Origin of the sequence: Lactobacillus sp. 3B(2020), assembly GCF_013487845.1 — a bacterium.
Lineage (GTDB): Bacteria > Bacillota > Bacilli > Lactobacillales > Lactobacillaceae > Limosilactobacillus > Limosilactobacillus alvi.
On record NZ_CP047410.1, the window covers coordinates 1,752,721 to 1,768,579 of the forward strand.

The 15,859-nt window shown below is 44.1% G+C and carries 9 protein-coding genes; 3 read left to right on the forward strand and 6 right to left on the reverse strand.

Going from position 1 to position 15,859, the window contains the following annotated elements; translation table 11 throughout:
- Nucleotides 1-96: 96 nt before the first annotated feature.
- The 5 genes from rpoC to GTO83_RS08850 form a co-directional block, all read right to left on the reverse strand.
- Nucleotides 97-3,759 carry a DNA-directed RNA polymerase subunit beta' gene (gene rpoC, locus GTO83_RS08830; protein WP_180870511.1) on the reverse strand — a complete coding sequence of 1,221 codons (3,663 nt, stop codon included), beginning with the start codon at nucleotides 3,757-3,759 and terminating at the stop codon, nucleotides 97-99.
- A 20-nt stretch (nucleotides 3,760-3,779) separates the two neighbouring features.
- Nucleotides 3,780-7,358: a DNA-directed RNA polymerase subunit beta gene (locus tag GTO83_RS08835; RefSeq protein WP_180870512.1), complete on the reverse strand. Its 3,579-nt coding sequence runs from the start codon at nucleotides 7,356-7,358 to the stop codon at nucleotides 3,780-3,782.
- 278 nt (nucleotides 7,359-7,636) lie between these two features.
- Nucleotides 7,637-8,248 carry a TetR/AcrR family transcriptional regulator gene (locus GTO83_RS08840; RefSeq protein ID WP_180870514.1) on the reverse strand — a complete coding sequence of 204 codons (612 nt, stop codon included), beginning with the start codon at nucleotides 8,246-8,248 and terminating at the stop codon, nucleotides 7,637-7,639.
- Nucleotides 8,249-8,467: 219 nt separating this feature from the next.
- Entirely contained in the window at nucleotides 8,468-10,918 is a 2,451-nt protein-coding gene (locus GTO83_RS08845) for an ATP-dependent Clp protease ATP-binding subunit (protein ID WP_180870515.1), read from the reverse strand.
- A gap of 14 nt (nucleotides 10,919-10,932) precedes the next feature.
- Nucleotides 10,933-11,397 (reverse strand): CtsR family transcriptional regulator, encoded by a 465-nt coding sequence (locus tag GTO83_RS08850; RefSeq protein ID WP_180870517.1) that lies wholly within the window; start codon nucleotides 11,395-11,397, stop codon nucleotides 10,933-10,935.
- A gap of 191 nt (nucleotides 11,398-11,588) precedes the next feature.
- On the opposite strand from GTO83_RS08850, the gene GTO83_RS08855 reads away from it, so the two are divergent.
- Complete coding sequence (locus GTO83_RS08855; protein WP_180870519.1) at nucleotides 11,589-12,218, forward strand: FMN-dependent NADH-azoreductase; 630 nt, start codon at nucleotides 11,589-11,591, stop codon at nucleotides 12,216-12,218.
- Between the two features lies 1 nt (nucleotide 12,219).
- Complete coding sequence (locus tag GTO83_RS08860; protein ID WP_180870520.1) at nucleotides 12,220-12,693, forward strand: MarR family transcriptional regulator; 474 nt, start codon at nucleotides 12,220-12,222, stop codon at nucleotides 12,691-12,693.
- A 313-nt stretch (nucleotides 12,694-13,006) separates the two neighbouring features.
- Here the strand turns inward: GTO83_RS08860 and adhP are convergent, their stop codons facing one another.
- On the reverse strand, nucleotides 13,007-14,023 hold the full coding sequence (gene adhP / locus GTO83_RS08865; RefSeq protein WP_180870522.1) for an alcohol dehydrogenase AdhP: 1,017 nt from the start codon (nucleotides 14,021-14,023) through the stop codon (nucleotides 13,007-13,009).
- A gap of 324 nt (nucleotides 14,024-14,347) precedes the next feature.
- Between adhP and GTO83_RS08870 the strand changes: the two genes are divergently transcribed.
- Nucleotides 14,348-15,787, forward strand: coding sequence for an amino acid permease (locus GTO83_RS08870; protein WP_180870523.1), 1,440 nt, complete (start codon nucleotides 14,348-14,350; stop codon nucleotides 15,785-15,787).
- Nucleotides 15,788-15,859: the final 72 nt, after the last annotated feature.

Sequence of the window (15,859 nt, forward strand, 5' to 3'; positions counted from 1 at the left end):
CTCCCCCAATTAATTATGTACACAGAAAAGAGGCTGGTAACCCAGCCTCTTTTCAATAGGACAAAACTTCTGGCAAAAAGTTTTTTCTTCCGACCGTTAGTTCTCGTCCTGCTTCATTTGTGCTTCCATTTCACGGATTGAAGCACTTGGCATTGCATATGCCGCTTCGCTACTTGGCTTGTTAACCGTAACTTCCTTTGGCTTGATGTTCCGGTAAGTACCCATTCCAGTACCAGCTGGAATGATCTTCCCGATGATAACATTTTCCTTCAAACCAACCAGTGGGTCTTCCTTACCACGAATAGCAGCATCGGTAAGAACCCGCGTTGTTTCTTGGAAGGAAGCTGCCGACAAGAAACTGTTCGTTTCAAGGGCCGCCTTGGTAATCCCGAGGATAACAGGCCGAGCGGTTGCTGGAACCTTCCCCTCAACCAAGGTTTGGTAATTAGCGTCCCGGAATTGGTTAATGTCCATTAATTCACCAGGTAAGACATCAGTATCACCTGGATCCATGACCCGAACCTTCCGCATCATTTGCCGAATCATGATTTCAACGTGCTTATCAAGCAGATCAATCCCTTGCATCCGGTAAACCTTTTGAACTTCGGCTAAGAGGTAAGTTTCAGTTGAAAGAACGTCACGAACCCGAATTAATTCCTTTGGATCAATTGACCCTTCATTCAGGGCCGAACCACGGTGGATAAAGTCACCTTCCGTAACCCGAAGCCGGGAAGTAATTGGTAAGGTGTACGTCCGCGTGTCGTTTTCACCCTTAACGGTGATGTCTTTCGTTTGTTCAGCTGGGTTTTCTTCAATTGATTCAATTTCCCCAGTAACTTCTGAAATAGTTGCTTTCCCTTTAGGATTCCGGGCTTCCACAATTTCCTGAACCCGTGGTAACCCTTGGGTAATATCGTCGTTACCGGCAACCCCACCAGTGTGGAAGTTCCGTAATGTCAATTGCGTCCCAGGTTCACCAATTGATTGGGCAGCGATCGTCCCAATTGCTTCACCGGCTTCAACTTGGTCACCAGTAGCAGCGTTCCGGCCGTAGCACCGTTCACAAACCCCGTGTTCCGTGTTGCAAGTAAAGGCAGAACGAATCGTAACCTTCTTAACACCAGCATCAACGATCTTTTGGGCCATTTCTTCGTCAAGTAAGACATTCTTGCCAACGATCTTTTCCCCAGTTTCTGGATCAAAGACAGACTTCATCGTGTAACGACCAAGGATTCGATCGTACAATGGTTCGATCATTTCGTTACCGTTCGTAATAGCCGTAACTTCCAAACCACGGTCAGTCCCACAGTCTTCTTCCCGAACAATTACATCTTGAGCAACATCAACTAACCGCCGAGTCAAGTAACCTGAGTTGGCAGTCTTCAAGGCCGTATCGGTCATCCCTTTCCGCGCTCCGTGAGAAGAAATGAACATTTCCAAAACGGAAAGTCCTTCCCGGAAGTTAGAAAGAATTGGCAATTCCATGATCTTCCCAGATGGGGAAGCCATTAAACCACGCATCCCGGCCAACTGAGTAAAGTTAGAAATGTTCCCCCGCGCACCGGAGTCAGACATCATGTTGATTGGGTTGTGGATATCCATGTGTTCAATCAGTTTTTCTTGAACTTCATCCTTAGCATCGTTCCAGATGGCAATAACCCGTTCATACCGCTCGTTATCGGTAATCAGACCACGCCGGAATTGCTTCGTAACCATGGCAACTTGTTTGTGAGCATTTTCGATGATCCCTGGCTTTTCCTTCAAGTCAGTGATATCAACAACCCCCACCGTTAACCCGGAAATGGTTGATTCGTAGTAACCAAGGTCCTTCATCTTATCCAAAAGTTCAGAAGTAATCGTTACCTTGTAACGCTTGTAAACTTCAGCAATGATGTCAGATAAGAACCCTTTCTTAAATGGTGGCACAAGTGGTGCGTTGGCAAGGTATTCGTGAATATCTTGTCCCTTATCCAAGAAGTACTTGTCAGGAACCCCGTTTTGAAGGTTATCATCTGTTGGTTCATTAATGTAAGGGTAATCAGCTGGCATGATGTTGTTGAAGAGGATCTTCCCAACACTCGTTACCATGATCTTTTCCCGTTGGTTATCAGTGAATGGCTTATTCTTGTACGAAGCCGTCTTGATCCCAACCCGGGTTTGAAGAGCTACGTAACCATCCTTGTAGGCCATTTCAGCTTCGGCAGCATCAGCAAAGATCATCCCTTCACCTTCACGCGCCTTGTCTTCCGTGGTCATGTAGTAGTTACCAATAACCATATCCTGAGATGGAGCCACGATTGGTTCTCCGTCCCGCGGACTCAGAATGTGGTGAGCAGCCAACATCAAAAGCCGCGCTTCAGCTTGGGCTTCATCAGACAATGGCACGTGGATAGCCATCTGGTCACCATCAAAGTCGGCATTGTAGGCCGCACAAACAAGTGGGTGCAACCGCATTGACTTACCAGAAACCAGGATTGGTTCAAAAGCTTGGATCCCTAACCGGTGCAAAGTAGGTGCCCGGTTTAAAAGTACGGGGTGTTCCTTGATAACATCTTCAAGAACATCGAAGACCTTATCGTCTTGCTTATCAATTAAGCGCTTAGCCGCCTTAACGTTCGTTACCAAGTTCCGCTTTGTCAGCTCATGCATAATGAACGGCTTGAACAATTCCAAAGCCATTTGAATTGGTAATCCCATTTGGCTCATCTTTAAAGATGGACCAACATCGATAACGGAACGACCGGAGTAGTCAACCCGCTTCCCAAGCAAGTTTTGCCGGAACCGCCCTTGCTTACCTTTAAGGAGGTGTGACAAGGACTTCAATGGTCGGTTACCAGGACCAGCGACTGGACGACCCCGCCGACCATTGTCAATCAAGGCATCAACGGCTTCTTGAAGCATCCGCTTTTCGTTTTGAACAATGATTCCAGGGGCATTTAATTCAAGCAATCGCTTCAACCGGTTGTTCCGGTTAATTACCCGCCGGTAAAGATCGTTCAAGTCAGAAGTTGCAAACCGTCCCCCTTCAAGTTGGACCATTGGCCGCAAGTCAGGTGGCATAACTGGAATTACGTCCATTACCATCCATTCTGGCTTGTTTCCAGACTTAATGAAGGCTTCCAAAATATCAAGCCGCCGAACGGCACGCGTCCGTTTTTGACCCGTAGCTTCCTTCAGCGTTGCCTTCAATTCGGCTGCTTCTTTTTCCATGTCGACATCTTTCAACAACTTTTGGATCGCTTCAGCCCCCATTTGAGCAATGAAACGGTCGCCATATTCAGCCTTCTTTTCCCGGTATTCCGGTTCAGAAAGAAGTTGTTTCTTTTCAAGTGGCGTGTCACCCGGATCAAGGACAACGTAAGAAGCAAAGTAAATTACTTCTTCCAAGGCCCGTGGGCTCATGTCCAGAATTAATCCCATCCGTGATGGAATTCCCTTAAAGTACCAAATGTGTGAAACAGGAGCTGCTAATTCGATGTGACCCATCCGTTCCCGCCGAACCTTAGCGGTAGTCACTTCGACCCCACAACGATCACAGACCAAACCCTTGAAACGAACCCGCTTGTACTTTCCACAAGCACATTCATAGTCCTTGGTTGGCCCAAAGATCCGTTCGTCAAACAGCCCTTCCTTTTCTGGCTTTAGCGTCCGGTAGTTGATCGTTTCTGGCTTCTTAACTTCCCCATAAGACCATGAACGAATCTTATTTGGTGATGCCAAAGCGATCTGCATACTTTCAAATTTATTGACGTCAATCAAAGGGCAATCCTCCTTATTCTTTAGTCAGCATTAACTTCATTTGGCGTAGTTTGAGCTGGCTTTACTTCATCATTGTTTTGACGGTTAGCTTGAGCGCGCTTGCGTACGTCAATTACTTCTTCATCTTCGTTCTTAAGTTGAACTTCCTTGTGGTCGCCATCTAAGACCTTCATATCTAACCCAAGGGATTGTAATTCCTTAACCAAGACCCGGAATGATTCTGGAACCCCTGGCTTTGGAATCCGTTCACCGTTGATGATGGCATCGTAAGTATTAACCCGACCAACCACGTCATCAGACTTGTAAGTTAAAATTTCTTGAAGGGTGTAAGCGGCCCCGTATGCTTCAAGGGCCCAAACTTCCATTTCACCAAAACGCTGACCACCAAATTGAGCCTTCCCACCAAGTGGTTGTTGCGTAACTAAGGAGTAAGGTCCAATTGAACGAGCGTGAATCTTGTCATCAGCCATGTGGGCCAGCTTAAGGTAGTTCATGACCCCAACAGCAATCCGGTTTTCGAATGGTTCACCAGTCCGACCATCATAAAGAATCGTCTTCCCGTCTGATGGCAAGCCAGCTTCTTTAACGGCTTCCCAAACATCCTTATCAGTTGCCCCATCAAAGACTGGCGTCGCAATGTGGATACCAAGTTGACGAGCAGCCATCCCCAAGTGAAGTTCAATAACTTGACCGATATTCATCCGGGATGGCACACCCATTGGACTCAACATGATGTCGATTGGGGTCCCATCTGGCATAAATGGCATATCTTCTTCTGGAATAACAATGGAAACCGTCCCCTTGTTACCGTGCCGACCGGACATCTTATCACCGACTTGAAGCTTCCGCTTTTGGGCGATGTAAACCCGCACCATCTTGTTAACTCCAGGGGCTAGTTCGTCCCCGTTTTCACGAGTGAAGATCTTAACGTCTTGGATGATTCCGCCACCACCGTGTGGCACCCGAAGTGACGTGTCCCGAACTTCACGTGACTTTTCACCAAAGATAGCGTGTAAGAGTCGTTCTTCAGCAGATAATTCAGTTACTCCTTTTGGCGTAACCTTACCAACTAGGATGTCACCATCGTGAACTTCAGAACCAATCCGAATAACTCCAGTCTCATCAAGGTTCTTCAAAGCATCAGCCCCAACATTAGGCAATTCACGAGTCATTTCTTCTGGTCCGAGCTTAGTTTCCCGTGCTTCAGATTCATATGATTCAATGTGAATAGATGTGTAAACGTCATCCTTAACTAATCGTTCGGAAATGGCGATGGCATCTTCGAAGTTGTACCCTTGCCAAGTCATGAAAGCGATCAATGGGTTTTGGCCAAGCGCTAATTCCCCTTGATCCATTGCTGGACCGTCGGCAATTACTTCATCAGCATCAATTGCATCCCCGACCTTAACGATTGGCCGTTGATTATAGTTCTTACCACCGTTTGAACGCCGGAACTTCATTAGCTTGTAAGTATCAAGCGTGCCGTCTTCTTGACGAATCCGAATCTGGCGAGCATCAACGTATTCAACTGTCCCAGGATTCTTAGCAATCAAAGCAACCCCAGAGTCGTGAGCAGCCTTGTATTCAATCCCCGTCCCGATTAAAGCAGCGTGAGGGTCAATCAAAGGAACTGCTTGCCGTTGCATATTAGCCCCCATCAAGGCCCGGTTAGAGTCATCATTTTCCAAGAATGGAATACATGCAGAAGCAACCGAAACTACTTGCTTAGGGGAAACGTCCATGTAGTCAACGTTTTCAGCGGAAGTTGTGATGTAGTCTTCCTTATCACGGCACATAATTTCTTCTTCAGCGAAGGAACCATCTTCGTTTAACTTCGTGTTGGCTTGGGCAATGATGTAGTTATCTTCTTCATCGGCAGTTAAGTAGTCGATCTTATCAGTAACCTTGTGTGTTTCCCATGAAACCCGCCGGTATGGCGTTTCAATAAAGCCGTACTTATTAACCCGAGCATAAGTGGAAAGGTTATTGATCAACCCAATGTTTGGACCTTCTGGTGTTTCAATTGGACACATCCGGCCATAGTGGGTGTAGTGTACGTCCCGCACTTCATATCCGGCCCGGTCCCGGGTTAAACCACCGGGTCCTAAAGCAGACAGCCGCCGCTTGTGGTTCAATTCCCCAAGTGGGTTCGTTTGGTCCATAAATTGAGAAAGTTGAGAAGATCCAAAGAATTCCTTAATGGCAGCAACAACTGGCCGAATGTTGATTAATTGTTGTGGGGTAACGGTGTTAATATCTTGAATTGACATCCGTTCGCGAACAACCCGTTCCATCCGAGCTAACCCAATCCGGAATTGGTTTTGGAGTAATTCTCCAACGGAACGAATCCGCCGGTTCCCCAAGTGGTCAATATCATCGGTTGATCCGATTCCGTCTTGTAAGTTGAAGAAGTAGTTAACGGAAGCGATGATATCAGCTGGTTGGATGTGCTTAAGTTCCAATGGAATGTGACCATTAGCAACGATTGGCACAATCCGTTCAGGATCATTCTTGGAGTAAACCAAGATCTTTTGAAGCTTAACCGGTTCCGTAACAACCGCTTCGTCAGATGGGGTGTAAGTAATCATCTTGAAGTCGTCTTGAGCCAAAGCTGGTTCCAACTTCTTCAAAACTTCCTTCGTTACAACGTCACCTTTTTGGGCAAGAATTTCGCCAGTCTCGGGATCAGCCAAAGTTTCCGCCAAAGTCAAGCCAAGTAAACGGTAACGCATGTTCAACTTCTTGTTGGTCTTGTAACGACCAACTGGTGCCATATCGTAACGCTTTGGATCGAAGAAGCGAGCATTTAAAAGACTACGCGCAGAGTCAGCCGTCTTTGGTTCACCAGGACGAAGCCGTTCGTAAATATCCTTCAAAGCTTCTTCAACCCGGGAATCCTCAGGGTTCTTGTGAACGTCCTTATCAATTGTAGCTGCTAAGGAATCACTATTTCCGCCAAGGATATCGATAATTTCATCATCAGAACCGAACCCAAGAGCACGAACTAATTCTGTCATTGGAAGCTTCCGTGTCCGGTCAATCCGGACATAGGAAATCCCCTTTGCATCAGTTTCGTACTCAAGCCAAGCCCCACGGTTCGGAATGAAGTTAGCTCCGTAGTTTGGCCGACCATTTTTGTCCGTTTCTGAGTTGTAGTAAACCCCTGGGGAACGAACCAATTGGGAAACAATAACCCGTTCAGCACCGTTAATAATAAAGGTCCCTTGCTTGGTCATTAATGGGAAATCACCAAAGAAAACATCTTGGGACTTGATTTCACCAGTTTCGTGGTTAGTTAACCGCAAAGTAACATGTAGGGGCGCAGAATAATTAGCGTCGTGTTCACGAGCTTCATCAACAGTATACTTTGGTTCTAGGAGTTGGTAATCAACGAACTCCAAAGAAAGCTTGCCTTGGAAATCATCGATTGGCATGATGTCATCAAACATTTCACGCAAACCTTTATCCATGAACCAATTGTAAGAATCAGTTTGAATTTCAATCAAGTTCGGGAGATCAAGGACTTCCTTGATCCGGGAATAACTACGACGAGTACGGTGCTTACCGTATTTCACTAAATGTCCGGCCAAACTATTCACCTCTCTAAGTTTGTTGGGTGATTCAATGTTACATTTTGATTACATTTCGTCCAAAAGCCTACTTTTGAGCAAAAAAAATCCAAAAGCAACCTAAAAAATTGCCTTTGGTTTTTTATAAAGTGGCTGACGGACAAGAGATCGCCAGTCGCATTGAAATCACAATTACATACAGTGAATAAAGTACACTAATTAAATTCAATAGTCAAGAAAAAGATTCATTATATGGAAAGAAAAAGCAATTGCTCGGCTCTCCCTTCCAAGCAACTGCTTTTGCTTATCTATTTGCGATCATCTTGGTGGGCTTGATCAGTCAGTCCAGTGATAATAGCATCAATAATCAACCGTTGGCGTTGTTCGGCATTTAATGACCGACCTCCGATTTTTTGGAATGTCCCAAACAAGGGAGCTAAACTTGCAATCAGCAGTTCAGCAGCTTCCTTTGGCATTAAATCCGGTCGAAGTTTAACATCTGGCAACTTAAAGTATTCAGATAACGGTTCAAGATAATCCATCGTAAAAATCATGTTCAACTTATGTTGTGCACTTGGCGTCAATTGCCGTAATGCCGCTTGATATTGAGCATAGATATTTAATGGATGGTACTTCAAGTAAACTTTTGCAATCCGGTAAAGCCGTTCTTCAGGGGTAAGGTCTGTTTTCCGTAAAACCTTGTTGGTTTCTTGACGGACCTTTCCACAAAGTTCAGTCAGAACTGTAAGGTAGAGTTCTTCCTTATCTGTAAAATGATGATACAAAGCGGGTTGGGTAATCCCAATTTGCTTAGCAATATCCCGGGTTGACGTTCCAGCAAAACCATGTTCCAAAAATAATTTTGTTGCCGTCGTTAAGATCGCATTTCGTGTTTTGGCCAATTGTTCAGCTCGTCTCATTTTTTAAACGCTCCTATTCTATGCAAAAAATCGATTATCTCGATTTAACATACTCCCACAGCATTAATTATTATTTATCTACCGCTATCATTTGTCAATCGTTAAACGCCACGCCACCAATAAAACTTATAAAAAAAAAAAAAAAACGACCCCCAAATTTAATTTTTAAAGTTGAGGGTTCGCTTATATGGATTTTAATTAAGATTATAAAGAATTGAATTACGATCTTTTATTTTGAGCAGTAAAAGTTAACTTTCCCTTTCTAGCCCCGATGGTAACCTTTTCACCAGGTTTAATTTCATGATCCAAAAGTTGTAGACTTAAGGGGTCTTCGACTAGCGTTTGAATGGCTCTTCTTATTGGTCGAGCACCGTATGCTGGTTGATAACCTTTCGCTGCAATTAGATCAATTGCTGCAGGGGTTAATCGAAGATCAATCGCTTGTTGGGATAGGCGACTAACCAGTTGCTTAGTCATTAACTTGACAATTTGATGTAAGTTTTCCTTTGATAATGAATGGAAAACGATCGTTTCATCAATTCGGTTTAAGAATTCCGGCCGGTAATGAAGTTTCAATTGTTGATTAATCGTCGCCTTCATCGCTCCATAATCATCACTTGCTGGCTGATTGCCAAAGCCGACCGTCTTTTCATCTTGAAGTTGGGTCGCTCCAAGGTTTGAAGTCATGATCAAGATCGTATTCTTAAAGTCAACTTTCCGGCCCTTAGCGTCAGTTAAATAACCGTCATCAAGAACTTGTAACAGTAAGTTGAAGACTTCAGGATTAGCTTTTTCCGCTTCATCAAGGAGGACAACGGAGTATGGATGTTGACGAACCTTTTCGGTTAACTGGCCCCCTTCTTCATAACCAACGTATCCAGGAGCCGCTCCAACTAAGCGACTCGTACTATACCGTTCCTGGTATTCAGACATATCGATCCGAATTAAGTTGTCTTCAGAACCAAAAACCGTTGCCGCTAGCGCCTTGGCTAGTTCGGTCTTTCCAACCCCGGTTGGACCAAGGAACATAAAGGAACCAATTGGGCGCCGCGGATCTTTCAAACCACTCCGTGACCGGCGGATCGCCCGAGAAATTGCACTCACTGCCTCATCCTGGCCGATTACCCGTTGGTGAAGGATCTTTTCAAGATTAACTAAACGGTCTTCTTCTTTCCGCTTAAGTTGGGTTACCGGTACCCCTGTCCAATCTGCTACAACAACGGCAATATCTTCTGCACTTACTTTTGGTTGCTTAGCATTTAACTTGGCCTTTTGCTTAGCTAAGCGTTCATTAAGGTCGGCTTTTAAGTTCAGTTCATCTTGGCGCAAACTAGCTGCCCGATCAAAGTTTTGTTCTTCAATTGCTGCTTCTTTTGCTTGGCGAAGGTTGCTCAATTCATGGATTAACGATTGGGTCTGATCATCAAGCCGATCAGCATCAATCCGCACCATCGCAGAAGCTTCATCAACAAGATCAATTGCCTTATCAGGAAGAAAACGGTCAGCAATATAACGCGTTGAAAGTTCAACAGCTGCCCTTAAAGCATCATCAGTAATCTTCAAATGATGGTGTTCTTCATACGCCGGCCGGATTCCTTTCAGGATCGCTTCGGTTTGTTCCTTAGTTGGTTCTTCAACCATCACCTTGGCAAACCGCCGCTCCAAAGCCGCATCCTTTTCGATGTATTTTTGATACTCATCTAAAGTAGTTGCCCCAATCAACTGGAGTTCCCCCCGGGCAAGCGCGGGCTTTAAAATATTCGATGCGTCAAGGGCACCTTCTGCTCCCCCAGCACCAACTACCGTGTGTAATTCATCAACAAAGAGGATCACATCCCCACTTTGATAAATTTCTGTCAGGACCTTTTTTAATCGTTCTTCAAACTCACCCCGGAATTTAGTTCCAGCAACGAGGGTCCCCATATCTAAGGCAACCAAACGTTTATTGATTAAATTATCGGGAACTTGTTTCTTGATAATCCGTTGGGCTAAGCCTTCAACGATTGCGGTTTTCCCAACTCCTGGCTCACCAACCAAAACTGGATTATTTTTCGTCTTCCGGCTAAGAAGCTGAATCATCCGCTTAATTTCTTTATCCCGACCAACGACCGTTTCTAAGTCATCAGCAGTAGCCCGATTAGTTAAGTCACGCCCCAGCTTATCAAGAGTTGGCGTGGCTGAAGTGGCCCGGCGTGACCCCCGCTGGTTCATTGCTTGCGAAGCAGCTTTGCCTAATTTATGAACCAAGGTCCGGCGAGCTTGTTGAATATTAACATCTAAATTGGTTAAAATGCGCGATGATAAAATTGTTTCATCGCTCAAAAGGGCCAGAAGTAAATGCTCAGTTCCAACGCGATTTGCGTTCATTTGGTGTGCTAATTGGGTTGCCAATCGCAAAATAACCCGTAACTTCGGTGAAGCCGGTAAATATTCATCAAGGTTTGATGAACCCAAAGTTCCATAGCCCGTAAACCGCTCAATTTCAGCGCGGACATCATCACTCGAAATATTGAATTGGTTAAGAACTTCCGCTGCCACGCCACTATTTTCTATGCTAAGGGCTAATAGTAGGTGTTCCGTTCCAATTGCTTGATGTTTAAAGTAAACTGCCTGTTCCCGGGCTAAATCTAGCACCGCCCGCGCATTTGGTGTGTAAAAGTTATCGTCCATTGATATCCCCTTTATTATTCATAGCGAAGCCGCGTCAAAAGCGCAACTAAAATCCGCGCCCGCAACTGATCTTCCGCTTGGTGCGTCGGCTGTTTAAGGGTTGCCTTATCAATTGCTACCAACATTAAATCCCCTTCACGATGGGAGATTAATTTTTCTTCATAGAGGGTATTAATAATTTTAATAGCATCCTTTTCACTAATTGCTTCACCAATATTATCAATCACCATTTGAAGAACATCTTCATCGGCAAGCAAGTTAACCCGTTCGATTCGAATATATCCGCCACCGCCACGCTTACTTTGAACTAAGTAACCATTTTGAAGATTAAACCGCGTCTTAATCACATAATTAATTTGTGAGGGAACAACATCAAAATGATCCGCAATTTCCGCCCGGCGAATTTCAATTTGCGGATCGTTACCTAAGATGGATTTCAAATAAGCCTCAATCACGTCTGAGATACTCCGTTCTTCCACTGATTTCAGCTCCCTTCTTGACTAATCTTGACCTTAATAATACCACATTTTACTGACTTTTCCCGGATTTTGCTTGGATTGGTACTAAATTTTAAGAAAGATAAATTATTGTTGACTCGCAACAATAATCAGATTACAATCATCCATGTTTTGTTACTAAGCAACAATAATTTAAAGTGAGGTTATTAATTATGGCAACTTTATTAGTGGTTCAAGCGCATCCCCACGTTTCCAAAAGCTATTCCCTTCAAGTTCAACGGCACTTTTTAAATCACTATCAGCAAATCCACCCGAGTGATAAAATTATTATTCGAGATCTTTTCACAAAGCCGGTGCCCCCACTTAACACTACTACGTTGACTATTCGAGAAAAGCAACGTCAACATGCGCCCTTAGCGATAGACGAAGAAATTAATTTTCAAGAACATCAAGCGTGGTTAAACGAGTTTTTGGCAGCTGACAAATATGTTTTCACTAATCCAATGTACAACCTTTTCCTACCTGCCGAGTTGAAACAGTACATTGACCTAATTGCTGTCCCCCATAAAACCTTCAAATACACTTCAGCTGGTCCAGTTGGTCTCCTAAAAGATAAGTCAGTCGTTCATATTCAAGCTAGTGGTGATCAATACACTGGTATCCCTCAAGCAAAGCTCGATCTAGGATCAATGTACCTTAAAACGATAATGAGTTTATTTGGGATTCAAGAAAATAGTTACCACCAAATCTTTGTTGAAGGGTTAGACTGGGGAAATGCAGACGGCGAAAAGATCTTAAGTTATTGTTTTGATCAAGCCGAAAAAATTGCCGAAAGGATTTAAAATGGACCCGAAAATTCAGGAAATTACGATTCTAATCGCTACCTTACGTAATCAACGGAAAACCGATCTAAGTGAGGCTCAAACATGGATGTTAGCCCACGCAATAGATGATGAACAAGCGGCTTTAATTCCCCAAATCGCAATCGTAGGTTATCACATTCTTGATCAGCTTAGTACTGCCAAAGAGCTTAACGGTACTGAACTGGCTGCAAGGATCGGAGTTAGCCGGAGTGGGACGACCCGAGCAGCCAAGCACCTTGTTAATCTTCATCTCGTAACTAGCCAACGTCATCCAAATAATCAAAAAAGCATCTATTATCAATTAACAACGACCGGGTTACAATTGGCTAAATTACACCAAGCGATGCATCAAAACCTCTATCGTGATTTACAAGTAAAAATTGCAAAGGAATACCAACCAACGGAATTAGCAATAATTGCCCGTTTCTTAAAAGAAATTGTGGATCATCAATAATAAAGATAAAAGAATGGGAACAAGGCTTGTCGATGGCCTGGTTGGGATAAAAAGAACGTAGGTTGACTCATTAGCATCGGCCTTTCGTTCGCCCTGATTCGCTAAAGCCGTGATTTGGAGCGAACCAGCCAACTGGTTTGGCGTTCGTGAGCCCATGCAAGGTTGAATCAGTAGGTGCATTAGGGAAGTAACTAGCATTCAGCTACTGCTTTGACCTTAGTTGCAACAATTCGGAGATAAAAAAATAGGGTGGGAAGAAACTCGAATTTCTTCCCACCCTATCTTCATTATTGATTAACGTTATTTGTTTAGATTAGTGAACAAAGTCAACAACGTTCCGACCAACAACTTTGTTATCCTTCAATTCTTGGATCATATCGTTGATTTCAGAAAGCTTCCGCGTCTTAACGATTGGGTGAACCTTGCCTTCAGCACCAAATTGGAAACATTCAGCCAAGTCTTGCCGCGTCCCAACTAGGGAACCAGCGACGATAATTCCGTCAAGCACTGTCTTAGCAATGTTCAAGTTCATGTCTCCTTGTGGAAGCGCAACGGCAACTAACTTCCCATCTGGACGAAGGGAGTTAACAGCTTGGTCAAAGGCAGCCGTAGTAACAGCCGTAACAACTGCGGCATGAACACCGCCAACCTTTGCTTGAATTTGTTCATCGACATTGTCATCATGACGATTAATGCAGATTTCAGCCCCGTTTTCCTTAGCAGCTTGAAGCTTGTCTTCATTACCATCGACAGCGATAACATGAGCCCCAAAGACATTGTGGGCAAATTGAATCCCCAGGTTACCTAAACCACCAGCACCAACGATGGATACCCATTGACCAGGCTTGATATCAGCAACCTTCAAAGCTTTGTACATTGTAACCCCAGCACAAGTTAAGGAAGTAGCTTCAACTGGATCAAGCCCTTCGGGAACCTTAACTGCGTAATCAGCCGGAACAATACATTGTTCGGCCATTGCCCCATCGGCGGTGTAACCAGCGTTCAAAACGTCGCGACAAAGCGTTTCCCGACCAGTCAAGCAGTATTCACAATGGCCACAGCCCTTAAAGAACCAAGCAATCGATACCCGATCACCAACCTTTAAGCTCGTAACCCCAGGGGCAACCTTTGATACACGACCAACCCCTTCGTGACCGATAATTCGACCTGGCTTGTCACCAAAGTCACCGGCAGCACAGTGCAAGTCAGTGTGACATAACCCACAGTATTCCATATCAACCAGGGCTTCACCTGGCTTTAAATCACGTAATGTGACATCTTTAACAGTAACGTAACCATCTACTGGATCATTAATAACTGCAGCCTTCATGGAACATATCTCCTTTGTTAATCTAATAAACTTTCTACGATTATTATGGTACTGTTACTTCCAAAATTTTTCAAGTGAATTTTTGAACATTATCATTATATTTTTTGCTAATCATAATTTAATCAAATAAATAAAGCCTTAAATCAACACAGTTTTCGAAATTGGTATAGTTTTTTTGGCGATTGATTTGTTTTTCACTAAGTCGTTTAGGGTAACTTTTTTATCCTTAAAATAATTTTCACCGCCGGAAGGTCATTTTATTGGTATAATGGCAAAGTTGACCATTTAGATTGTCTTCACAAATTTAGAATTTAGGAGTTTAATATGTCAAATTCAGCAGAAAATGATCTTGCTAACCAGCACTATAACCAATTAACTGGGCTGAAGCTCTTTGCGATGACCAGCTCGATGGTAATTTCGATCGATGAGTTTGCCCCCTTCGGTAAAACTGGTGCAACTGCCCTTTTTCACCTACTATTGGCCGGCTTAATTTGGTTTTTACCGGTCACACAAGCAGCCGGGGAAATGGCCTCTATTGATGGCTGGCAAAAAGGGGGCATCTTTACTTGGGTTAAAAATACCCTTGGCGAAAAGGCCGGCTTTACCGCCATGTTTTACCAGTGGATCCACATTACTGCCGGGATGGACCTAATGATGTATGTCATCATCGGAGCCTTGTCAATTGCCTTAAACACTCCATGGTTTAATACCACCCCAATTATTCGGTTTGGTTTAATGATGATCCTTCTCTGGGGCGCAACCTTTAGCCAACTCTTAGGAGCCAAACGAGTCGGGAAAATTGCTGAGTGGTTATTTGCGTTAGGAATTGTGACACCAGTTTTACTCCTAGTTTTGGTCGTGGCAGTTTACCTGATTCAAGGTAACCCGGTTTATGTGCACATTAACTTCCATACCATTTTCCCACACCATGTTAATGGATCGACTTTAGTTGCTTTTGTTCCTTTTATTTTAGCTTTCTGTGGTGGAGAAGCTTCAGCGCCACACGTTAAAAACCTCGCTAAGCCTAAGCAATATCCAAAAGTAATGGTAGCCCTCGTCATAACTGCGATTAGTTTGGATTTGCTAGGAAGTATGTCAATTGCAATGACGGTGCCAGCAGCTCATATCCAAAATAGTACCGGCTTCGTTCATACTTATGGTCGCCTCTTAAGTTCAATCGGTCTTCCCGGAAACGAGCTTGAAAAAATTATTGGTTTAATGCTCGCCTGCGGAATTCTAGGTGAACTCGGCAATTGGATTGCCGGCCCTAATCAAGGGTTATATGAGGCCGCCCGTGAAGGGTTTCTTCCTGGCTTCTTCGCGAAGGCAACTAAACACGGGATTCCCTTCCGGATCATGGTCCTTCAATCCAGTATTGTCACTTTGACTGCCCTTTTAATCACCTTTACGAGTGGCCAAAATGCTGATTTTGCTTTTAACGTTGCTCTCGCAGCGACGACTGCTCAATACCTAATGGTGTACATGATTATGCTTTGGGCATATATCATTCTGAAGCTTCGTCATGAAGACCTTCATCGGGCATATCGGATGACCCAGCGGCCGAATCTCAGCATCGCCTTTGCTTGCCTTGCTTTTGTTATTACTTTCGTTGCTTTCTTCATTACCTTTATTCCGGCCCAAGGGACGCCTCAACATTTACGGGTTACTTACGTGGTAATTTTGGCACTAATGTGTTTGATTGTTTCAGTCTTACCATTCTGGATCTATCGTGGTCATCAGAAGTGGCAAAGGGAATTGCAATAGCAACAACCGTATGAGAAGAGGGTGGGAAGAAACTCAAGTTTCTTCCCACCCTCTTGTTCTTTCATCTCCGAA